At 66.1% G+C, this 21,536-nt stretch carries 20 protein-coding genes; 12 read left to right on the top strand and 8 right to left on the bottom strand.

Annotation, left to right across the window (positions count from 1 at the left end; all coding sequences use genetic code 11):
* Nucleotides 1–15: 15 nt before the first annotated feature.
* From MUU56_RS23865 to MUU56_RS23895, 7 genes are all read right to left on the bottom strand, one after another.
* Nucleotides 16–1,089: an ABC transporter ATP-binding protein gene (locus MUU56_RS23865; protein WP_244769769.1), complete on the bottom strand. Its 1,074-nt coding sequence runs from the start codon at nt 1,087–1,089 to the stop codon at nt 16–18.
* Complete coding sequence (locus tag MUU56_RS23870) at nt 1,082–2,617, bottom strand: sulfatase (RefSeq protein WP_244769770.1); 1,536 nt, start codon at nt 2,615–2,617, stop codon at nt 1,082–1,084. Before MUU56_RS23870 ends, MUU56_RS23865 begins: the two co-directional genes overlap by 8 nt.
* Before the next feature lies 1 nt (nt 2,618).
* On the bottom strand, nt 2,619–3,446 hold the full coding sequence (locus MUU56_RS23875) for a carbohydrate ABC transporter permease (RefSeq protein ID WP_244769771.1): 828 nt from the start codon (nt 3,444–3,446) through the stop codon (nt 2,619–2,621).
* The gene (locus MUU56_RS23880) at nt 3,443–4,378 is read right to left on the bottom strand and encodes a carbohydrate ABC transporter permease (RefSeq protein ID WP_244769772.1); all 936 of its coding nucleotides are present in this window, start codon (nt 4,376–4,378) and stop codon (nt 3,443–3,445) included. The genes MUU56_RS23875 and MUU56_RS23880 overlap by 4 nt, the downstream gene beginning before the upstream one ends.
* A gap of 10 nt (nt 4,379–4,388) precedes the next feature.
* Nucleotides 4,389–5,744 carry an extracellular solute-binding protein gene (locus MUU56_RS23885; RefSeq protein WP_244769773.1) on the bottom strand — a complete coding sequence of 452 codons (1,356 nt, stop codon included), beginning with the start codon at nt 5,742–5,744 and terminating at the stop codon, nt 4,389–4,391.
* Between the two features lie 107 nt (nt 5,745–5,851).
* A complete protein-coding gene (locus tag MUU56_RS23890; RefSeq protein ID WP_244769774.1) occupies nt 5,852–7,402 on the bottom strand; it encodes a CehA/McbA family metallohydrolase domain-containing protein in 1,551 nt (516 codons plus the stop codon).
* 154 nt (nt 7,403–7,556) lie between these two features.
* Nucleotides 7,557–8,660, bottom strand: a complete 1,104-nt coding sequence (locus tag MUU56_RS23895; protein WP_244769775.1) for a GntR family transcriptional regulator — start codon at nt 8,658–8,660, stop codon at nt 7,557–7,559.
* A gap of 257 nt (nt 8,661–8,917) precedes the next feature.
* On the opposite strand from MUU56_RS23895, the gene MUU56_RS23900 reads away from it, so the two are divergent.
* The 12 genes from MUU56_RS23900 to MUU56_RS23955 all read left to right on the top strand — a co-directional run bounded on the left by MUU56_RS23900 (nt 8,918) and on the right by MUU56_RS23955 (nt 20,920).
* On the top strand, nt 8,918–9,715 hold the full coding sequence (locus MUU56_RS23900) for an ABC transporter ATP-binding protein (RefSeq protein ID WP_244769776.1): 798 nt from the start codon (nt 8,918–8,920) through the stop codon (nt 9,713–9,715).
* On the top strand, nt 9,712–10,503 hold the full coding sequence (locus tag MUU56_RS23905) for an ABC transporter permease (protein ID WP_244769777.1): 792 nt from the start codon (nt 9,712–9,714) through the stop codon (nt 10,501–10,503). The genes MUU56_RS23900 and MUU56_RS23905 overlap by 4 nt, the downstream gene beginning before the upstream one ends.
* Nucleotides 10,500–11,279: an ABC transporter permease gene (locus MUU56_RS23910; RefSeq protein WP_244769778.1), complete on the top strand. Its 780-nt coding sequence runs from the start codon at nt 10,500–10,502 to the stop codon at nt 11,277–11,279. Before MUU56_RS23905 ends, MUU56_RS23910 begins: the two co-directional genes overlap by 4 nt.
* A gap of 23 nt (nt 11,280–11,302) precedes the next feature.
* Complete coding sequence (locus MUU56_RS23915; RefSeq protein WP_244769779.1) at nt 11,303–12,346, top strand: ABC transporter substrate-binding protein; 1,044 nt, start codon at nt 11,303–11,305, stop codon at nt 12,344–12,346.
* A 66-nt stretch (nt 12,347–12,412) separates the two neighbouring features.
* Nucleotides 12,413–13,480 carry a Gfo/Idh/MocA family protein gene (locus tag MUU56_RS23920; RefSeq protein ID WP_244769780.1) on the top strand — a complete coding sequence of 356 codons (1,068 nt, stop codon included), beginning with the start codon at nt 12,413–12,415 and terminating at the stop codon, nt 13,478–13,480.
* Nucleotides 13,471–14,496 (top strand): Gfo/Idh/MocA family protein, encoded by a 1,026-nt coding sequence (locus tag MUU56_RS23925; RefSeq protein WP_244769781.1) that lies wholly within the window; start codon nt 13,471–13,473, stop codon nt 14,494–14,496. Before MUU56_RS23920 ends, MUU56_RS23925 begins: the two co-directional genes overlap by 10 nt.
* A 10-nt stretch (nt 14,497–14,506) precedes the next feature.
* Complete coding sequence (locus MUU56_RS23930; protein ID WP_244769782.1) at nt 14,507–15,472, top strand: glucokinase; 966 nt, start codon at nt 14,507–14,509, stop codon at nt 15,470–15,472.
* A 222-nt stretch (nt 15,473–15,694) separates the two neighbouring features.
* The gene (locus MUU56_RS23935; protein ID WP_244769783.1) at nt 15,695–17,344 is read left to right on the top strand and encodes an ABC transporter substrate-binding protein; all 1,650 of its coding nucleotides are present in this window, start codon (nt 15,695–15,697) and stop codon (nt 17,342–17,344) included.
* Nucleotides 17,345–17,383: 39 nt separating this feature from the next.
* On the top strand, nt 17,384–18,430 hold the full coding sequence (locus MUU56_RS23940; protein ID WP_244769784.1) for an ABC transporter permease: 1,047 nt from the start codon (nt 17,384–17,386) through the stop codon (nt 18,428–18,430).
* Complete coding sequence (gene nikC / locus MUU56_RS23945; protein WP_244769785.1) at nt 18,427–19,344, top strand: nickel transporter permease; 918 nt, start codon at nt 18,427–18,429, stop codon at nt 19,342–19,344. Before MUU56_RS23940 ends, nikC begins: the two co-directional genes overlap by 4 nt.
* Nucleotides 19,341–20,174 (top strand): ABC transporter ATP-binding protein, encoded by an 834-nt coding sequence (locus MUU56_RS23950; protein ID WP_244769786.1) that lies wholly within the window; start codon nt 19,341–19,343, stop codon nt 20,172–20,174. The genes nikC and MUU56_RS23950 overlap by 4 nt, the downstream gene beginning before the upstream one ends.
* Entirely contained in the window at nt 20,171–20,920 is a 750-nt protein-coding gene (locus MUU56_RS23955; protein WP_244769787.1) for an ABC transporter ATP-binding protein, read from the top strand. Before MUU56_RS23950 ends, MUU56_RS23955 begins: the two co-directional genes overlap by 4 nt.
* A 6-nt stretch (nt 20,921–20,926) precedes the next feature.
* On the opposite strand, the gene MUU56_RS23960 is transcribed toward MUU56_RS23955, so the two are convergent.
* Nucleotides 20,927–21,400, bottom strand: a complete 474-nt coding sequence (locus MUU56_RS23960) for an Lrp/AsnC family transcriptional regulator (RefSeq protein WP_244769788.1) — start codon at nt 21,398–21,400, stop codon at nt 20,927–20,929.
* Nucleotides 21,401–21,536 lie beyond the last annotated feature (136 nt).

Genomic DNA, 21,536 nt, shown 5'->3' on the forward strand with positions numbered 1-21,536 from the left:
CGGATGACTGAAAGCTCAGATCCGTGCGGCGGTGCCCGGCCCGTCACCCATCCGGCGGCCGCTTTGCGGGTCGAAGAGGTGGAGGCGCGCGGCGTCGGGCAGGATATGGACGGTTTCGCCGGGCCGGATGTGCAGGCGGTCGCGACCGAGATAGGTGAGCTTCTGCCCGGCCATGTCGAGCAGCAGCAGGGTTTCAGACCCGGTCTGCTCGACGACCACGACGGTCGCGGCCGTGCCCGCGGGATCGAGCGTCAGGTGCTCCGGTCGGATGCCGAGCACGGTCCGGGCGGTGTCGGCGATCGTCCCCGTCGCGACCGACAGGCCGCAGCCGGCGATGAACTGCCCCCTCTCGACGCGACCCTCGATGAAATTCATCGCCGGCGAGCCGATGAAACCGGCGACGAACATGTTGGCGGGATGGTCGTAGAGATCGAGCGGCGAGCCCACCTGCTCCACCACGCCGGCCCGCATGACGACGATCTTGTCCGCCATGGTCATCGCCTCGACCTGGTCATGGGTGACATAGACCGTCGTGGTGCCGAGGCGCTGGTGCAGCGCCTTGATCTCCGCGCGCATCTGCACGCGCAGCTTGGCGTCGAGGTTGGACAGCGGCTCGTCGAACAGGAAGACGCGCGGATCGCGCACGATGGCACGGCCCATCGCCACACGCTGGCGTTGCCCGCCGGAAAGCTGGCGCGGCAGGCGGTCGAGCAGGGCGGAGAGGTCGAGGATTTCGGCGGCGGCCGCAACGCGCCTGTCGATCTCCTCCTTCGGCTTGCCGGCGAGCTTCAGCGAGAAGCCCATGTTCTTCGCGACGGTCATGTGCGGATAGAGCGCGTAGTTCTGGAAGACCATCGCGACATCGCGCTGTTTCGGCGGGATGTCGTTGACGACGCGCGCGCCGATGCGAATTTCGCCGCCGGAAATGCCTTCCAGCCCGGCGATCATGCGCAGGAGGGTGGACTTGCCGCAGCCGGACGGCCCGACCAGCGCGACGAATTCGCCGTCCCTGACATCGACGTCGACGCCGCGCAGCACCTCGACGCTTCCATAGGACTTGCGGGCCTCCCGGATCTGGACCTCAGCCATGGTCGCCTCCCGAGGCCGTGCCGAAGGCAAGGCGCGAGAAGGCTTCCGGCGGCGCGCCGTTCGCCCGCATCAGCCGGGTCATCAGGTCGGCAAGGCGTTGTTCCTCGCCGGGGTCGGCGAGCGGCTTTTCCTGGCCTGGATCGCTCGCAAGATCATAGAGCCGCGTTTCGGATTCGAGCAGCGCGCCGGGGCCGTAATTGTTGTACATCGGCGAACGCTCGATCACCGGCACCTTCAGCAGCGTCGCGCCCTTGGTGAAATCGAGCGGCGGCGAGAGTTTGACGGACGCCAGCTCAGCCGGCGTGAACGGCGAGAAGATATGCGTCGGCATCAGCGTATATTGGTAGAGTTCCTGCTGCGACAGATCCTCCGGGAAGCGGTGATAGGTGTAGCGCCCATCGGCGACGTTTACTGCACCGCCGAAATAGCCGAACAAGGCCCCCTCGCGCGGCGACGGACCGGCGGCCGTGGCGCAGAGCGAAACGCCCTCGTTCTCGGCCGGCGGCGCGGCACCGAAGAGATCGAGGAAGGTCGCGGCAAGGTCGATCGACTGGGTGAGGGCCTGCGAGCGGCTTCCGGCGCGTGCCGCGTGGCGCGGGTCGTGCACGAAGAGCGGGATATGCGCCACTTCCTCGTAGAGGTTCATGCGGTTCTTCGCCCAGAAATCGTGCTCGCCGAGCAGGAAGCCGTGGTCGGTGGTGACGACGAGGGCGGTGTCCTTCCACAGGTCGTGCCGGTCGAAATAGTCGAGGAGCTCGCCGAGCAGGTGGTCGCACATGGCCACCACGGCATAGTAGTTGGCGCGCAGCTCCTCGCATTCCTCGGGCAGCTCGTCGACGCGGCCGTAGCGCGGCCAGTCGCGGATCGGGCCCTGCCAGCCGGTATCGAACTGCGCCTTGAAGCGTTCCGGCGCCGTGAAGGGCTCGTGCGGGTCGAAGGTCTCGATCTGCAAGAGCCAGTTGTCGGCCTCGCGGTTGCGGTCAAGGAAGTCGAAGCCCTCGGCGAAGCATCGCACGGAGGGGAAGTCCTTCTCTTCCTTGATGAATTCGCGGTTGATGATGTTCTGGCCGAAATAGGAGCGGCGCTGGTCGCTGAACTGGCGGGCATGGTATTTCTCGCGCAGGCGCTCCCAGTGCGGCTGCACCATGGCCTTCCAGCGGTCGCCCTCCTGGCCGCGCACGAATTCGTAGGAATCGTAGCGGTTGTGATAGGTCGCCCCGCCGTCCTCCCAATAGTGGAAATGGTCGGTCACCAGGTGGCTGTAGGTGCCGCGCTCCCGGTGCAGGATCTCCGGGAAGGCATTGTCGAAGGGCTCCAGCGGGCCCCAGCTGCGGTGCAGGAAGGTGAGGCGGCCGGTCAGCATGTCGCGCCGTGCCGGCATGCAGGGCAGGCTGCCGACATAGTGCTTGTCGAAGGTCACGCTGCGGGCGGCGAGCCGGTCGAAGTTCGGCGTCGGAATGCGCGTTCCGCCGTAGGGCCCGAGCAGGTGCCGGTTGAGGGAATCGAAAAGAACAAAAACCGCCTTCATGCTATTTCACCGCTCCTTGCGTGAGCCCCTTGACGATGTAGCGCTGCGCGACGAGCAGCACGAGGATGGCCGGGACCATGGCCAGCGCGGCGCTGGCGGCCATCTGGGTGTACTGGATCTCGAAATCCTGGGCGAACTTGGCGATGGCTACGGGCACGGTGGCCGTCTGCTTCATCGTCAGCGTCAGGGCGACGGCAAATTCGTTCCAGGAGAAGATGAAGGTGAGGATCGAGGTGGCGGCAAGGCCCGGCGTGATCAGCGGCAGGATGACATGCCACAGGATATGCGGCGTATCCGCCCCGTCCATGATCGCCGCCTCTTCCAGCTCCTTTGGCACGTCGCGCACGAAGACCGCCATCAGCCAGATCGCCATCGGCAGGTTGAGCGTCGCATGGGCGAGGATCAGGCCGGTGAAGGTGTTTTCCAGCCCCACCGCCCGCGCCATGGTGAACCAGGCGCTCGCCAGCGCCACCGGCGGGATCATGTGGAAGATCATCGTCCAGGCGAGGAAGAGATGCACGGTCCAGGCGGGCCAGCGCATCCGGTTGAGCGAGAAGGCGGCAAGCGTCGCGACGACGACGCACAGCACGGTGCTGACGATGCCGACGATGATCGAGTTGCGGTAGTTGAGCAGGAAGTCGGAGGTCTTCGACCAGAGCACCTCGGCGAAGTTGCTGCCGATGGGCGTGAAGAGCACGTCGCCCATCAGAAGCGAGATCTGCGTGCGGAAGCCGGCGGCGACGGTCCAGATGATCGGCACGAGGACGAGCGCGGCACCGGCCGCCAGCGCGACATGGACCGGAAGGACGGAACCCGTGCGCCGGCTCATGAGGCGGCTCCCGTACGGCGGCGCGCCGAAAGCGCAAGGACGAGAAGCAGCGAGACGAGGAAGATGACGGCGACCGACATGGCCGAGCCGTAGCCCGCCTTGTCCTCGGTGAAGAAGCGCTGGTAGAGCGTGAAGCTGATCACCTCGGTCGAGGTGCCGGGGCCGCCGCTGGTGAGGAGATAGACCTCGTCGAAGACCTTGAAGGCCAGCACGAGGCGGAAGGCGAAAGTGACGATGATCGTCGGGATCATCAGCGGCAGTGTGACGTAGACGAGCTCCTGCCAGGCGCCGGCGCCGTCCATCCGGGCGGCTTCGAAGACATCCTGCGGCAGGGATTCCAGGCCTGCGAGGAACAGGAGGAAGCAGAACGGCGTCCAGTGCCAGATATCGACGGCGATGACGGAGAGGAGGGCGGTTTCGGGACTGCCCAGCCAGTCGTGCGGCAGGATGCCGATAAGGCCGAGGGCCTTGTTGACGAGGCCGAAGTCGAAATTGAGCATCAGCTTCCAGATGGCGCCGATGACGATGCCGGGGATGAGGATGGGTAGGATGAAGATCGCCCGGTAGAGCACGCGGCCGCGCACGATCTTGGTGCAGAGCAGCGCCATGGCGAAGCCCAGGACCATCTGGCCGGCGACGGCGCCGAAGGCGAAGATCAGCGTGTTGGAGATACCGGCGCCGAAAAGGCTGTCGGAGAACAGCGCCTGGTAATGGGTGAGGCCTACCCAGGTGCGCACCTGCTGCCCGTCCGCCCAGGTGATGTTCTGGAAGCTGGTGAGAAACAGGTTGGCGATGGGCAGGACGCTGAGGGCGAGCATCATGGCGAGGGCCGGACCGAAGGTCAGCCAGCGCCAGAGACGCTGGCCGCGGTCTTCGGAGACCTTTGCTGGTCGCCGCGGGGACGATAGGGTCTGTGCTTGCGCGGCGGCCATGGTCCGGTCCTTACTTCAGCGGATCGAGCTTGCCGGTCTTGTAGGAATGGCCGGCCATGATTTTCTCGATCTCGTCGGACATGCCGTTCAGCGCGTCGACGGTCGTGATCTCGCCGGCGACTGCCCGGTTGAGCCCGAGCTCCAGCACCGAGATGACCTCGCTCGCCTCCGGGAACTGGTAGATGTTCACCGCATGCGGCAGAGCCTCGGCAAGCGGCTTCATCCAGCGGTAGCGGCGCTCGTCGGCGATCGGTTCCTTGTAGACCGCCGCGTTGACGGGGATGCCGCCGGCCTTGGCCGTTTCGAGCTGTGCGGCCTTTGTCTGGAACCAGCGCAGGAACTCCACAGCGGCCCGCTTGCGGTCGTCGGGCACGTTCCTGGAAATGCCGGCCAGCCAGTGGCCGAGGCCGGGCGAGGTGGTCAAGCCCTCCACCGAGGGCGTCGGCGCCCATTCGACCTTGTCGACGATGGCCGATTTGTTCGGATCGTCCATCTGCGACCAGGCGGCGATGACCATCATGATATGCGCCGTATGGCCGGTGACCATGGCCTGGATGACCTCGGCCTGGTCGGAGGCCGCCGTCTTCGGATGGCCGGCTTCCTTGGCGAGGCGCACATAGTAGTCGAGCGCCTCGCGGCCCTGGTCGGAGTTCAGCGTGACGGAGTAGTCGCCTGTCGCCTGGTCCTTGAAGATGCCGCCGCCGAAACCGTAGAGATAGGGGTAGAAGTCGTAGGCGACGGTGTGCGGCCCGCGCGCGCCGCGCTGCACGATGCCGTACATGCCCGGCGGGTTGTGGAACTTCTTGGCGTTGGCTTCGAGTTCCGCGAAGGTCTTCGGTGCCGAAAGGCCCGCCTCCTGGTAGAGGTCGCCGCGATAGTAGAGCATCGGGATCAGCGGCGAGACCGGCATCGACATGAGCTTGCCGGCCTTGGTCATCGTCTTGTTGGCGGCATCGTAGTAGATCGTGTCGCCGAGCGTGTAGATCTCCGGGTCGAGCTGGAAGCCGGGATCGATGTCGGTGATGGCCTCGACGAAGCCGCCGGCATACATTTCCGCGAACCAGCCGGAGTTCATGATCAGGATGTCGTACTGGCCCGCGCTCGCTCGCACGGAGTTGCGCTGCTTCTCGAGCGAGCCGGCGAAGGGGTTGACGTCGAGTTCCACCTTGTTGCCGGTCTCGGCCTCGTAGGCCTCCACCGTCCTGCGGAAGCTTTCGAACCAGGGTGACTGGTTGATCACGATGGTGATCGGTGCGACGCTGGCGGCATAAAGCGGCCGGAATGCGCCGGGAACGAGGCTGGCGGTGGCCGCCATGCCCATGCCCTTGAGGACGTTGCGTCTTGGAATGCGGGTCGTAAAGGTCATCGATGAGTCTCCCATTGCCTCATGATTGTTCACTGCTTGGTCTCGGCATCCAAGAAAACGGGTGCTCGCCGCGGCCTTGACGCCGCATTCGCTTTGCCCCCGTTCTCCTATTCGCAGAAAATCGGGCTTGCCCAGTTCCACTGGCCATTGGCCTGGCGCATGCGGGCATAGATCCAGTCGCCCTTGCGCAGCGGCTCGATGGCGAGCCGGCCGCGCCACTGCCATTGATGCGGGCGCGGCAGCGGATGCAGGCGGAAGGCGGGGCTGTCGATCGGGCCGAGATTGCCCGACAGCGCGCCCTCCAGCAGCCGTTCGGCGCTCGCCTCGAAGCGCTGGCCGTCGAGCACCAGCCGGACACATGCATCCGGCGTGATGCGGATGCGGGCGGCGATCGCCTGCATGGAGGCAGTGGTGTTGTTGGGATTGGCGATGGAGCGGATCGTGAAGTCGATGCGGTTGCCGGAAAGGCGGATGTCGTTCTCGTCCTTCGCGTCGCCGCCGCCCTCCAGCGGCGAGACCACTTCGGAACCGCGCAGGCGCGGCTCGACGGAGAGGATGTCGCCGCCGGAAAGCGCCAGCGAGCCCTGCCAGTCGTGGAATTTTCCGCGCGCGCCCCAGCCGAGTTCCAGCATGAGCAGCGTTTCCATGCTGCCGTCGGCGGTGTCGACCGGGCTTCTTTGCAGGTCCGGTGTCACCCGGCCGACCACGTCGCCGTTGCGGATGAGGTCGATATAGTCGATGGCACCGCCCGCGGCCGCTTCAAGCTCCAGCATGTCATGTCCGCCGGCGGCCACGCTGCCGCCCTGCACGGCATCGCCGATCGCGAAGAAAAGATGGCTCGCATCTCCGGTCAGCGCATTGGTGCGGCGCCGGTGGATGCCGTCCCAGAGCGCTGCGCGGGAATTCTCCGGCGCATAGACGGCCGAGCGGCCGTGGCCGTAGGAGCCGGGATAGCCGCTGTGATGGTCGGTATTGCCGAGAAAGCCGAAGCGGATGCCGCGGTTGAGGCCGTGGCGGGCGGTGGACCGGCCGTCGCTCGGGCCCATGGAATGCAGGAACGGCCGGTCCATGACCGACGTCTCGGAACAGCCGTGCATGGAGACGATCTCCATCACCGGCGAAAGGTCTTCCACGACCGTATCCCAGTTCACCCCCCGCGCGCCGAGGCGGTAGCCGATATGGTGCGGGAAGGCGAAGACGCCGTCGCCATAGGCGGCGCGCAGCCTGGCATGCAGGTCCGCCGGCGTATCGGCCTTGATAACCTCCTGGCGGGCGATGTCGCGATAGACGATCGTATAGTCGCCATGGGCGAAGGAATGGATCTCATAGCCCGGGAAGACGGTGAAGACGCCCGGCTCGTCCGCCGCCGCCAGCGTATCGAAATGGGTGTCCCACAGCTTTTCGAGCCTGGCGAAGCCCTTGACGTGGAAATCGACGATGTGGGCGACGCGCGGGTCGTCGACCGGCATGTCCGGCCAATAGGCATGCCCGGTGACGGAGACGAAATCCAGCTGGCGCCGCGCCCGGCGCAGCGCCTGTTCGAGGCTGCCATGGCCATAGGAAATGTCGCAGTGGTTGTGGATGTCGCCGTAATAGGGCCGGACGCCAAAGCGCGCGGCAAGGGGCTGTAGCCGTTCCGGCAGACGCTCACCCAACATACTGCACCCCTCCCATTGCGAATGGCCGGGAAGCGCCATGCCCCGGGCGAACTCGCCTGATACAATATGTATTGTACCGTAGCAGATGCATCCCTCGATGCAAGCGTGTTTTTTGGGAAGAGGTGCGTGCCGTCGTCCGGCCGGCGCATGTCCTTCAGCGGGACGGCGCGCCGGTGCTGTCGCGGAACTCGGCGAGGCAATCGAGATAGACGATCTGCGGCGCCTCGCGCGGCGCCGCGATGCGCTTGTGGATGACCTCGATCAGGCTCCTGGCAGCGGCCAGATAGGAGCTGCCGGCCATGCTCATGAAGCCGAAATGCTCGGTCGGAACGTCGTGGTGGCCGAGCACGACGAGGCTGAGGTCCCGCGGGCAGGCAATGCCCATTTCGGTGAGGCACTGCCGGATGCCGAGGCTATCGGAAATGCCGAGCGTCGCCATCGCCGTGAAGGGAAGCCGTCCGTGCCGGTCGACCAATGCGCCGAGCGCCGTCTTCAGGGCGTCGCCGACCCGCTGGGTGGGATGCAGCACGCCGCCGAGCGCGATGCTTTCGGTGTGCTCCCAGCCTGCCTTGTGGCGGCGGCCGAGCCGGTCGAAGGCGCGCCGGACGGAGAGGATCGGCTGGGCCATCGAATCCAGCGAAACCAGCGCGATCGAGCGGTGTCCCAGCTCCGAAAGATGCTCCAGCGCGAGGTCCAGCGCCTCTTCCCAGTCGGTGCCGACCCGGTCGATATCGACGCCCGCGACGGAATTGCCATCGACGACGAGGGCGCGCGTCTTGCCCTGGAGGAGATGGAGCAGCCGGATCGGGATGTTCTCGTAATGGGATTGCAGGATCGCCGCGTCGAAATCCGGGACCGATGTCAGGATGTCCAAGAGGTGGCCGGTATTGTGATAGGAGATCTGCACCACCTTGCTGCCCGTGCGCGACAGGTGCCCGACGATGTGGTTCTGCACCAGCATGCAGCGTTCGTTGAGGCTGGCATTCGACAGGATCAGCAAGCTGTCGAGGTGCCTTGCGGTGTCCGCCCCACCGTTTACGGCGGCATCGCCGTCCTTGACGACATAGGTCCCGCGGCCGACCTGCGAGGTGAGGAGCCCTTCCTCGCGCAGGCGCGTCAGCGCCTCCTGCACGGTCGCCTGGCTGACCTGGTGGCTGCGCATCAGCTCGCGCACCGTCGGCAGCCGCGCGCCGTCGTCGAGCCGGGCAATCTGGTCCCGCAGGGATGCAAGGACCGCATGGGAGGAGGCTGCGCGCAAAGGTCTGCCCCGATCGTCGATTCGTGTCTGCTTCTTGTTGCTTCTAACCGGATACATTTTGAATCCCGCCCCGGCAATCCCGCCTCGTCGGCCGATTGGCCGGGGAGATGGGCCCCATGTTCGCGCCTGATTGTATTATAGCGAATACAAATTGCACTTTACAATTTGATTTTCACGTATACGCTTGACCCCGGAATGGCAAAAGCCATCCATCGCAGCGATCGGAAGGGGAGTCCGTCGTGTCGCAGAGCCCTGTCATGGAACGACGCAGCCCGGATGCCGGCGTGGAAGGCCACGGGCCTGCCGAAACGGCCTTCATCCGCATCGACGGTGCGCGCAAGGTGTTCACGCAGCGCAGCGGCGGTGCCGTGCCGGTGCTCGACAATGTCGATCTCGCCATTGCGGAGAACGAATTCGTCTCGTTCATCGGCCGCAGCGGCTGCGGCAAAACGACCCTTCTCAACATGATCGCCGGGCTGGAGGATGTTTCGGCCGGCCGCATCGCCATTGCCGGCAAGGTCGTCACCGGGCCGGGACAGGGGCAGGGCGTCGTCTTCCAGCAGCATGCGCTGTTTCCCTGGCTGACGGCGGTGGACAATGTCGCCTTCGGCTTCCACAAGTCGGGCCTTGCCAAGGCCGAGCGCCGCCGGCGCGCCCTGGATCTCCTGGCGCTCGTCGGCCTGGAAGCTGCGGCGGGGCGCTATCCGCGCGAAATGTCCGGCGGCATGCAGCAGCGCGTCTCCATTGCCCGCGCGCTGGCGCTCGATCCGCAGATCCTCCTGATGGACGAACCCTTCGGTGCGCTCGACGAATTGACGCGCATCGAATTGCAGCAGGAGCTGCTGCGCATCTGGGAGGCGCGGCGCAAGACGATCGTCTTCGTCACCCATTCGATCAGCGAGGCCCTGATGCTGTCGGACCGGATCGTGCTGCTCGCGCCCAATCCGGGGCGCATCAAGCGCATCTTCCCGGTCGACCTGCCGCGCCCGCGCCTGCGCACCGATCCGGGCTTCAATGCGCTTTACCAGGCCATCTGGAACGAGCTTTCGACATGACGCGCAAACTCGTTCAGGCGCTTCCGCCGCTAGCCGCCTTCACCGTGCTTCTCCTCCTCTGGGAGGCGGGAGTGCGCTACGGCTTTCTCAAGCCCTACCAGTTCCCGCCCGTCAGCCGCATCGCGCGCGGCTTCGTCGAACTGTCGACGACGGGCTTTCCGACGGGCGTGTCGATCTGGTCGCATGCGCTGACCACCATCCTGCGTGTCCTCCAAGGCTATGGTGCGGCGCTGGCGCTGGCGATCCCGCTCGGCCTCGTCATCGGCGCGCTGCCGGTGGTAGACAAGCTGACCGCGCCGCTCATCGTCTTCTGCCGCTCGGTCGCCACGCTCAGCCTCCTGCCGCTCGTCATCGTCTGGTTCGGCGCGGGTGAGCTGACCAAGGTCTTCCTTATCGGCTACGGCTGCTTCTGGGTCATGCTGTCCAATGTGATCGCCGGCGTGCGCTATGTCGATCCGACGCTCGTCAGGGCCGCGCGCACCTTCGGCCTGAAAGGGCTGGAGCTCTATCGCAGCGTCGTGCTGCCGGCCGCCCTGCCGCGCATCTTCGCCGGCGCGCGCATGGCGCTCGGCGTCGGCTTCATGGTCATCGTCGGCGCCGAGATGATCGGCACGATCGAGGGGCTGGGCGCACTCATCATGGAGGCGCGCACCTTCTACCGCAGCGAGATCACCATCATCGGCATGCTGGTCATCGGCCTCATCGGCTTCACCATCTCCGCCGGCCTGATGGCGCTGGAGCGCGCCATGCTGCCCTGGGCGGGCAATCTCGACCGGGTGCGCCGATGAAGCCGCTTTCCCGCCTTTCCGCCGCCAGCGACCTCACCCTCGGCCTCATCGGCGCGATCCTCGCCGTCGCCGCCTGGGAAATCAGCGCCCGCACCGGGCTGGTCGATCCGGCGATCTTCCCGAGCCCGTCGCTCGCCATCCGCGCGGCGGCCGAGCGCCTGACGGCCGAGACCGTCGCGGACAACCTGTTCTGGAGCCTGCTGCGCGTCTTTTCCGGTTTCCTGCTCGGCGCGCTGGCAGGCGCGGCGGTCGGCATCGCGGCGGGCTGGTATCGCGGTTTCGGGGCCATCGCGCGGCCGCTGATCGAGCTTCTGCGGCCGATCCCGCCGCTCGCCTGGATCCCGCTTGCGATCATCTGGTTCGGCCTCGGCGAGCCGTCGAAATTCTTCATCATCTTCCTCGGCGCCTTCTTTCCCGTCGTCACGGCGGCCTATCAGGGCATGCGCAGCATCGATCCGATGCTGCTGAAGGCGGCGCAGACCTTCGGGCTCAGCGGCGTGCCGCTGCTCCTGCGCGTCGCCGTGCCGGCCGCCGCGCCCGATCTTGCGACGGGCGTGCGCATCGGCTGGGGGCTGAGCTTCGGTGTGCTGGTCGCCGCCGAGCTGATCGCGGCCGACAGGGGGCTCGGCTACATGATCATCAACGAGCGCAACACCGGCGGTTCCGTCGGCGTCATCGTCGTCGGCATCCTGCTTATCGGCGCGCTCAACCTCATCACCGACGCGGCGATCGGCGCCGCGATCAAACGCTGGATCGGGCGCTGGCACGGCGCCTGAGAGATAACAAGAGGGAGAACCACATGCGCATCGTCCTGAAATCCCTGATATCCGCCGCCATGGCCGGCATGCTGCTTGCGGCCGGCCCGTCCGCCGCCGCCGAGGTGGAGACCGACACGCTGTCCATCAGTATCGGCCCGGACCTGCCGTTCCTCGTCCATATCGTTGCCAAGGAGAAGGGCTGGTTCGACGAGGCCGGCTTCAAGAATGTCGAGTTCAAGACCTTCGCCTCCGGCAATCTCGCCGGCGAGGCGCTGCTCGCCGACGAGATCCAGCTCTGGACGCCCGGCAACCTGCCGCCGGTCTCGATGGCGCATAACGGCGTGCCCGTGGTGATCCTCGGCACCAATGCCGTCAGCCACGGGCTGGAGAAGATCGTGGTGCGCCAGGATGCCGGTGTCGAGACCCCGGAAGACCTCGCCAAGGTGAAGCTCGGCCTCTTGGTCTCCTCCACCTCCGGCGCGCTGCTCGCCAATGTCGCGAAACACTACGGCCTCGACGCCACGAAGCTCCAGACGGTGAACCTTGCGCCGCCGGAGGCGATGGCCGCCATGGCCAACAACGAGATCCAGGGCATCGTCTTCTGGGAGCCCTTCCCCTATCGCGCCGTGCAGGAGCAGGGCGCCAAGATCGTGCATACGGGCACGAAGAGCTTCTTCGCCAAGAACAATGGCGAGGACGTCGCCGTCTCCAACAACCGCACCGTCTGGGTCGCCTCGCAGGACTGGGTGCGCGCCCATCCCGTCGCGACGGAGGCGCTGGTGAATGTGCTCGCCAAGGCGCAGGCCTATGTGGCCGATCCCGCCAACAAGGACGAGGTCCTGAAGATCTTCTCCGACTTCCAGAAGCAGCCGGTGGAGATGAATGCCGCGCTCCTCGGCGATTACACGTTCACGCCGGATGTCGACCAGTCCTATGTCGAGGACATGGCGGCGATCGTCGATTACCTCAAGGCGACGAACCGCATTCCGGGCGAGGCGAAGGACGTGCTCACCTATACCTATACAGCCCCGCTGAAGGCGGTGGATGCCGCGGCCGTGTCGGTCGAGGGCCAGTGGGCGCCCTGATGCCCTGAAGAAACCGGGCGCCTGCCGCGGCGGGCGCCCCCTTGCCATCAAAGCGGATTGATCACCATGTCCCGTTCGGCTGCCGACCGGATCGCCGTTGCCGTCATCGGCGCCGGCTTCATCGCCGATTACCATATCGATGGCCTTCGCGCCGCCGGCGGGGCGGATGTCGCCGCGCTGGTCGGCCGGCGGGCGGAGGCGACGCGGGCGCGGGCCACGGCGCTCGGCATCGGCCGGGCCGAGACCGACTATCGCTGCGTGCTCGACGACAGCGCCATCGACGCCGTGGTCATCGCAACGCCCGACGATACGCATGAGCGTATCGCCATCGACGCGCTGGAGGCGGGAAAGTCCGTTTTGCTGCAAAAGCCAATGGCGCTGGACAGCGCCCAGTGCCGCGCCATCCTCGCCGCGGATGAACGGGCGGGGCGGCGCCTCACCGTCAGTTTCATGCACCGCTATTTCCCGGAGGTGCGCTGGCTGCGCAATCAGATCGCGGCCGGAGCGCTCGGGGCGATCCATTCGGTGCGCCTTCGCAACGCGACGCCCGGGGCGGACTGGAACGACTGGTTCTTCAAGCCCGGCAACGTTTCGGGCGGCGTCGTCATGCAGCTCGGCGTGCACGGCATCGATCTCGTGCAGCACCTCCTTGGCCCGATTGAAACCGTCGCCGCCGACATGATGACGGCCAAGCCGGAGCGCCGCCTTGCCGATGGGCGAACGGTGCGGACGGAGCTGGAGGACAATGTGCTCGCCACCTACCGGCTGGCTGGCGGCGCGCGGGTGAGCCACGAGATGAGCTATACCGAGCTTGCCGGATGCGACCGGTTCCGCCTGGAACTCTATGCGGAGCGCGGCACCGTCTGGCTGCGCACGGAGCGCGGCGCGGCGACCATCCACGCGCCGTCCGTCACCGGCGCGGCGGGCTGGGTGACGCCCGACCTGCCGGAGGAGCCGCTCGGCGCGGCCCATCATCGCCACTGGCTGTCCGTCGTGCGCGGCGAAGCGCCGGCCGACGATACGGCCGCCGCCGGGCTGCGCTCGGTCGAGGTGGCCGAAACGCTTTATGCAGCAGCGCGGTCCGGCACGCGGATGCCGGTCGGCGGGCAAGGGGAGAAGGCCGGATGCGCCTGAAGATCGCGATACTCGGCGTCGAGCACTACCACGCCAATTTCTGGACCCGCGCCTTTCTGGAGCGGCCCGAGGTGCAGGTCGTCGGCGTCTGGGATGCGTCCGGAGCCGCGGCGGCGGATTTTGCCGCCCGCCATGGCCTCGATGTGGCGCCCGATCTCTCGGGTCTCATCCGCAAGAGCCACGCGGTCGCCATCTGCTCGGCGACGAGCGATCATCTGGCGCTGGTGGAGGCGGCGGCCGCCGCCGGCCGGCCGGTGCTCTGCGAAAAGCCGCTCGGTATCGACCGCGCCCAGTGCGATGCCATCGCCGATGTGGTGGCGCGCACCGGCATCCGCTTCATGCAGAGCTTCCCGAAGCGTTTCGACCCCGCCAACCACGAGATCGCGCGTCTCCTGAAGGAAAAGGCGCTCGGCCGCGTGACGCTGTGCCGTGTGCGGCACGGCCACAGCCATGGCCTGACGGAGGCCTTCCGCTCCGCCTGGTTCGTCGATCCGGCGCGCTCGGGCGGCGGCACGCTGCTCGACGAGGGCGTGCACGCCGCCGATTTTCTGCGCTGGATGTTCGGCGAGCCGCAAACCGCCTATGCCACGCTCTCCTCCACGCTCGGCCTGCCGGTGGAGGACACCGCGGTCGCCACCTTCCGCTATGCGGACGGCATGATCGCCGAGGTGACGACGAGCTGGTGCTTTGCCGGCGCGGACACGTCCATCGAGATCTACGGGACGGAGGGCTCGATCCTGCTTTCCGGCGTGGACATTGCCTCGCGCCCGGCGCGCGAGACGGATTTTTTACGCGTCTTCCGGCGCGGCGAGGAGGGGGGATGGTCCGCCCTGCCGGTCGTGCCCGCGTTCAAGACGGGGGTGTTTCACGAACATGTCGCCTGGGCCTTCGTCGATGCGCTGAAGAACGGCGGCCCGATGCCGGTCACGATCGAGGATGGCCGCAGGGCGTTCGCGATGATCGATGCAGCCTATCGGGCCGCCGCCGCCGGTGCCGCCCAGCCGATTGCGCGATAGGCGGATTTCCATGCTTGCACTGGCCTGCGATATCGGTGGAACCAATACCCGCCTCGGCCTTGTCCGCGACGGTATCCTGCTCTCCGGGAGCACGGGCAGCTATTCCAATGACGATTTCGAGGATTTCTATGCCGTAGCCGCGACGTTCCTGCACGAGCGCGACACGCAGCGTGTCGACAGCGTCTGCATCGCCCTTGCGGCCGTGGCGACAGCCGAAGGCGCCACGCTGACGAACCGGGACTGGACCATCGCCCGCGACCGCGTGGCGGCGGCCTCCGGTGCGGGCAGGGTCGATTTCATCAACGATTTCGAGGCGCTCGGCTATGCGATGGGGCAGGTGGAAAAGCTCAAGTCGCAATGCCTGACGCCGGGCAGGGCGCATGGCCGGCCGGGGCCGCGGCTGGTGCTCGGTGCGGGCACGGGCTTCAACGCCTCGGCCTGGTGTCCCTCCCGCTTCGGCGCGGCGCCCCATGTCGTGGCGGCGGAATGCGGGCACATGACGCTGCCGCTCGCCGGCGAGGCGGAATTCTCGTTGCAGGGCGCGCTTTCGGCTGGGCGCGGACGGGCGTCGGTGGAGCGCGCCCTGTCGGGCCGCGGCCTCTTCGAGATCTATCAATGGCAATGCGCCAAGGCCGGCCGGGTGCCCAGCGTTGCGACGGCTGCGGACGTGTCGCGTCTTGCGGTCACGCGGGCGGACAGGGATTGCGAGCAGGCCGGGCACATGTTCATGCGCCTGCTCGGGCGGGTGTGCGGCGATCTGGCGCTCGCCTATCTGCCCTTTTCCGGCGTCTACCTTTCCGGCGGTGTCTCGCGCGCCTTTGCGCGTTCCCTCTCCAAGGACCCCACGTTCCTTGACGCCTTCCGCGCCAAAGGCCGCCAGGCAGATTTCATGGAAAGCTTTCCCGTCCACCTGCTTCTCGATGATCGCACGGCGCTTCACGGATGCGCGGAATGGTTGCGCCTTTCGGCAGCTTGATGCCGGTGATGCCAGGTCGTGTTCGTTAGCAAAGGCTTTCATATTGCTCGGCAATCGTCGTTCCGGCCGCTCCCGCAGGAGTGGCGTCGCTGTTTTCTGCTGTATGGCCCCGAAGGGGGATTGTCTTTGCCGTCGATATCGTGATTGAATTTTAGGAATGGCATTCGGTGCACGCGTGTGCATCGGATACCGAAGGAAAATCGTGCAAAACGGGGAACTGGAATGAACAGGGAAACCATCACCGTACGCGTTCGTCCGCTGCTGGCCGGCGCGGCCTTCTCTTTGTTGCTTGCATCCGGCGGCATGGCGCCGGCCTTTGCCGAGACGCCGGCCGACACGCTGGTGCAGGCCTGGGCGATCGACGACACGATCACGCTCGACCCGGCCGAATCCTTCGAGCTGAGCCCGGCCGAATTCCTCGGCAACGGCTACGACATGCTGGTGCGTCTCGATATCGACGACACGACCAAGGTCAAGGGCGGCATCGCCGAGAGCTGGGAAGTGTCCGAGGACGGCCTGACCTATACGTTCAAGCTGAAGCCGGGCATCAAGTTCGCCTCCGGCAACCCCGTTACCGCCGAGGACGTCGCCTGGTCCTTCGAGCGCGTCGTCAAGCTCGACAAGAGCCCGGCCTTCATCCTCACCCAGTTCGGCCTTAACGGCGACAATGTCACCGAAAAGGCCAAGGCCGTGGACGAGGGCACGTTCGTCTTCACCGTCGACAAGGCCTATGCGCCGAGCTTCGTGCTCAACTGCCTTACCGCGACCGTGGGCGCCGTGCTCGACAAGAAGCTCGTCATGGAGCACGCCGAAGCCAGGACGCCGAGCGACGAATACAAGTACGACACGGATTTCGGCTATGGGTGGATGAAAACCAACTATGCCGGCTCCGGCCCGTTCAAGATCCGCGACTGGCGCGCCAACGAAATCCTCGTGATGGAGCGCAACGACAACTATTACGGCGAGAAGCCGGCGCTCACCCGCGTCATCTACCGCCATGTCAAGGAAAGCGCGACGCAGCGCCTGATGCTCGAGGCCGGCGACATTGACGTCGCGCGCAATCTTGAGCCGGGTGATTTCGAGGCGGTTTCCAAGAACGCCGATCTCGCCACCACCAGCGCGGCGAAGGGCACGGTCTATTACATCAGCCTCAACCAGAAGAACGAGAACCTTGCCAAGCCGGAAGTGCGCGAGGCGCTCAAATATCTCGTCGACTACGACGCGATCGGCGCCACGCTGATCAAGGGCATCGGCGAGATTCGCCAGACCTACCAGGCCAAGGGCGTGCTCGGCGCGCTCGATGCAAGCCCCTATACGTTCGACGTTGCCAAGGCGAAGGAGCTGCTGGAAAAGGCGGGCCTGAAGGACGGCTTCTCCGTCACCTTCGACGTGCGCAACACGCAGCCCGTGACCGGGATTGCCGAATCCTTCCAGCAGACCGCCGGCCAGGCCGGCGTAAAGGTCGAGATCATTCCCGGCGATGGTAAGCAGACGCTGACCAAGTACCGCGCCCGCAACCACGATATGTATATCGGCCAGTGGGGCATGGACTACTGGGATCCGAACTCGAACGCGGAAGCCTTCACCTCGAACCCCGACAATGGCGACGAGGCCTCGGTCAAGACCCTGGCCTGGCGCAACGCCTGGGACATTCCCGAGCTGACGGGAGAGGTGAAAGCGGCGCTTCTGGAGCGTGACAACGACAAGCGCGCCGAGATGTACAAGAAGCTGCAGCAGCAGGCGCTGGACACGAGCCCCTTCGTCATGATCTTCCAACAGACCGAAGTGGCCGGCATGCGCGGCAACGTCAAGAACTACAAGCTCGGACCGAACTTCGATACGAACTTCCTTGCGCCTGTGACCAAGGACTAAGTCTGAAGGACCGGTCCCTTGAGCCCTGCTGAAAGACGGATGCCGGCAAGGCGCGCCAACAGGCGCGCCTTCGCGACCCTCAAAGCGATCGCCGGCTTCGTCGTGGTCGTCGCCACCACTTATCTCGGTCTTCTCGCCGTGACCTTCTTCATCGGCCGCGTCGTGCCGATCGATCCGGTTCTGGCGATCGTCGGCGACCGCGCGCCGTCCCATGTCGTCGAGCGCGTGCGGCAGGAAATGGGCTTCAACCTGCCCTATTACCAGCAGTTCTTCCTCTATGTGAAAGGCGTGCTGCAGGGCGATTTCGGCACATCGGTGCTCACCACCAATCCGGTGATGACCGATATCCGCCGCGTCTTTCCGGCGACCATGGAGCTTGCCACCGTCGGCACGGTCATCGGCGCCGCCTTCGGCATCCCGCTCGGGGTGCTCGCGGCCGTCCGGCGCGGCAGCCTTGCCGACCAGATCGTGCGCATCGTCGGCCTCGTCGGCTATTCGGTGCCGATCTTCTGGCTCGGCCTCCTCGCCCTCCTCGTGTTCTATGCCCGCCTCGGCTGGACCTCCGGTCCCGGCCGCATGGACGTGGTGTTCGAATATACCTTCACGCCGATCACCGGCTTCTTCCTGCTCGACGCGATCCTCAATCGTGACTGGGCGGCCTTCCGCGACATCGTCTCGCATATCGTGCTGCCGGGCTCGCTGCTCGGCTATTTCTCGCTCGCCTATATCAGCCGCATGACGCGGTCCTTCATGCTGAACGAGCTCAGCCAGGAATATATCGTCGCGGCGCGCGCCAAGGGCCTGTCGGAAACCCGCATCATCTGGGGCCATGCGCTGCGCAATGCCGCCGTTCCGCTCGTCACGGTGATCGCGCTCTCCTATGCCGGCCTGCTGGAAGGCTCGGTGCTGACGGAGACCGTCTTTGCCTGGCCGGGCCTCGGCCTCTACATCACCAATTCGCTGCAGAATGCCGACATGAACGCGGTTCTCGGCGGCACCATCGTCATCGGTTCCGTCTTCATCGCCATCAACCTGTTATCCGACGTGCTTTACCGCATGCTCGACCCGCGGACGAGGACACGATGAGCGAAACCGCCATGACCCGCCGCGAATGGCTCCTGACCGACCGGCCGCAATCGCGCCTGCAGGCCCGGCTCGGCCGCGCCTATGTCACCTGGCGGCGGTTTGCCGCCAACCGGCTCGCCGTCATCGGCATGCTGATCATCCTCGGGCTGATCGTGCTCGCGATCTTCGCGCCGCTGCTGGCGCCGTACTCGCCCTATGTCGGCGATCTCGCCAAATCCCGCCTGCTGCCGCCGGACGCTGCCCATTGGCTCGGCACGGACGACCAGGGCCGCGACATCCTCTCGCGCCTCATCTACGGCTCGCGCCTGACGCTCCAGGTCGTGGTGCTGGTCGCCATCATCGCCGCGCCGCTCGGCCTTCTGGTCGGCACGGTCGCCGGTTATGCCGGCGGCTGGGTGGATGCGGTGCTGATGCGTATCACCGACATCTTCCTCGCCTTCCCGAAGCTCGTTCTGGCGCTCGCCTTCGTCGCGGCGCTCGGGCCCGGCATCGGCAATGCCATCATCGCCATCGCCATCACCTCCTGGCCGCCCTATGCGCGCATTGCCCGCGCCGAGACGCTGACAGTGCGCAATTCCGACTATATCTCGGCCGTGCGGCTGATGGGCGCCTCGCCCTGGCGCATCGTGCTGCGCCATATCATGCCGCTCTGCATCTCCTCGCTCATCGTGCGCGTGACGCTCGACATGGCGGGCATCATCCTCACAGCGGCAGGCCTCGGCTTCCTCGGCCTCGGCGCGCAGCCGCCGCTGCCGGAATGGGGCGCAATGATCGCCTCCGGCCGCCGCTTCATCCTCGACCAGTGGTGGGTGGCCGCCATGCCGGGTTTCGCCATCCTCGTCGTCAGCCTCGGCTTCAACCTTCTGGGCGACGGCCTGCGCGATGCGCTGGATCCGCGCGGGAGCAGCCAATGAGCACGCTTCTCGACGTCAGGGACCTGCGTGTCTCCTTCCCCACCCGCACCGGCATGGTGGAGGCGGTGCGCGGCGTTTCCTTCACCCTCGGCCGCGAGCGGCTGGGCATCGTCGGCGAAAGCGGCTCGGGCAAGTCGCAGACCGGCCGCGCCATCATGGGTCTGACGCCGGAGCATGGCCGCATCTCGGCGGAGAAGCTGGAGTTCAACGGCATCGACCTCACCAAGGCGTCGAAGGCCGAGCGGCGCGCGCTGCGCGGCAAGCGCATCGCCATGATCCTGCAGGACCCGAAATATTCGCTCAACCCGGTCATGAGCATCGGCCGCCAGATCATCGAGACGCTGCGCACGCACGAGCCGGTCGGCAGGGCGGAGGCGCGCAGGCGGGCGCTCGACATGCTGGCCGCCGTGCAGATCCGCGACCCGGAGCGCGTCTTCGACCTCTATCCGCACGAGGTCTCGGGCGGCATGGGCCAGCGCGCCATGATCGCCATGATGCTGGTGGCCGGCCCGGAACTTTTGATCGCCGACGAGCCGACCTCGGCGCTCGACGTGACCGTGCAACTCGACGTGCTCGGCATCCTCCATCGGCTGGTGGCCGACCGCGGCATGGGGCTGATCTTCATCTCGCACGACCTCAGGCTCGTGTCGTCCTTCTGCGACCGGGTCATCGTCATGTATGCCGGGCGCATCGTCGAGGAACTGCCGGCCTCCCGGCTTTCCGAGGCCGAGCATCCCTATACGCGGGGCCTGCTCAACTGCATGCCGAAGATCGGGGTCGACCGGCATCCCCTGCCCGTCCTCGACCGCAAGCCGGAGTGGGCGCTATGACGGCGGCTCTCGCCATCGACGGCCTCAGCGTCGTCTTCGACGATTTCGTTGCCCTCGAGGATGTCAGCCTCACGGTGGCGCCCGGCGAATCCTTCGGGCTCGTCGGGGAATCCGGTTCCGGCAAATCGACGCTGCTGCGGGCGGTCGCCGGGCTCGCCCCGGTTTCCGCCGGCACGATTGTCGTTGACGGCAAGATGCTCGGCGACAAGCGCGACAAGGCCTTCTATCGGCAGGTGCAGATGGTGTTCCAGGATCCCTATGGATCGCTGCACCCGCGCCAGACGGTCGACCGGCTGCTGCTGGAACCGCTCGCCATCCACGGCTTCGACGATTCGGAAAGCCGCATCGTGCGGGCGCTGGATGAGGTGGGGCTCGGCGCGAGCTTCCGCTTCCGCTATTCGCACCAGCTCTCCGGCGGCCAGCGCCAGCGCGTGGCGATCGCCCGGGCGCTGATCCTCGAACCCTCCATCCTGCTGCTCGACGAGCCGACCTCCGCGCTCGATGCCTCCGTGCAGGCCGAGGTGCTGAACCTGCTCGAGCAGGTGCGCGCGGCGCGCAAGCTCACCTTCGTCATGGTCAGCCACGACCTTGCCGTCGTCACCCATATGTGCGACCGGCTGATGGTGATGCAGCACGGGCAGGCGGTGGAACAGCTCGCCTCCACGGACCTTGCGGCGCACCGGGTGACGCAGGACTATACGCGCAGCCTGCTCACCGCCAGCGAAGGCTTCCGCCGCAACGGCTGACCGGGTTCAGCGCCCGCCTTCCTTGATGGATTCCATGGCGACGGAGGTCGAGGTGCTGGCGACATTCGGCAGGCTGGAGATCTTCTCGCCCAGCACCTCCCGGTAGCGGCGGATATCGGCGGTGCGGATCTTGATCAGGTAGTCGAAACGGCCGGCGATCATGTGGCACTCCTCGACCTCCTTGATCTTGCGCACCGCGCTGTTGAAAGCGTTGAGCGCCGCCTCCTTGGTGTCCGAAAGCTTCACCTCGGCGAAGGCGACATGGTCGAGCCCGAGCTTCTTCGGGTTGAGCACGGCGCGGAAGCCGTCGATATAGCCGTCGCTGATCAGGCGCTGCAGGCGCAGCGTGCAGGGCGTCTTCGAAAGCCCGACGATTTCGGACATTTCGGTGATGGAAATCCGAGCATTTTCAACGAGAAGATCGAGGATCTTGCGGTCGATCGCGTCGATTTCGCCAGGAAACGGCTTTGCCTTGGACATTTGTCTCACCTAAAGCGCCAATATATGGAGATAGCTCCTGTCTATACGCATATAATGGTGAGAAAGTCGCACGGCAATCGACTATGTTCCGCGCCAGCGCCATGAGGCTGGAATGCATCGGCAAGCGGTGTATCCT

The sequence above is a fragment of the Shinella yambaruensis genome (assembly GCF_022899355.1).
GTDB classification, from domain to species: Bacteria; Pseudomonadota; Alphaproteobacteria; order Rhizobiales; family Rhizobiaceae; genus Shinella; species Shinella yambaruensis.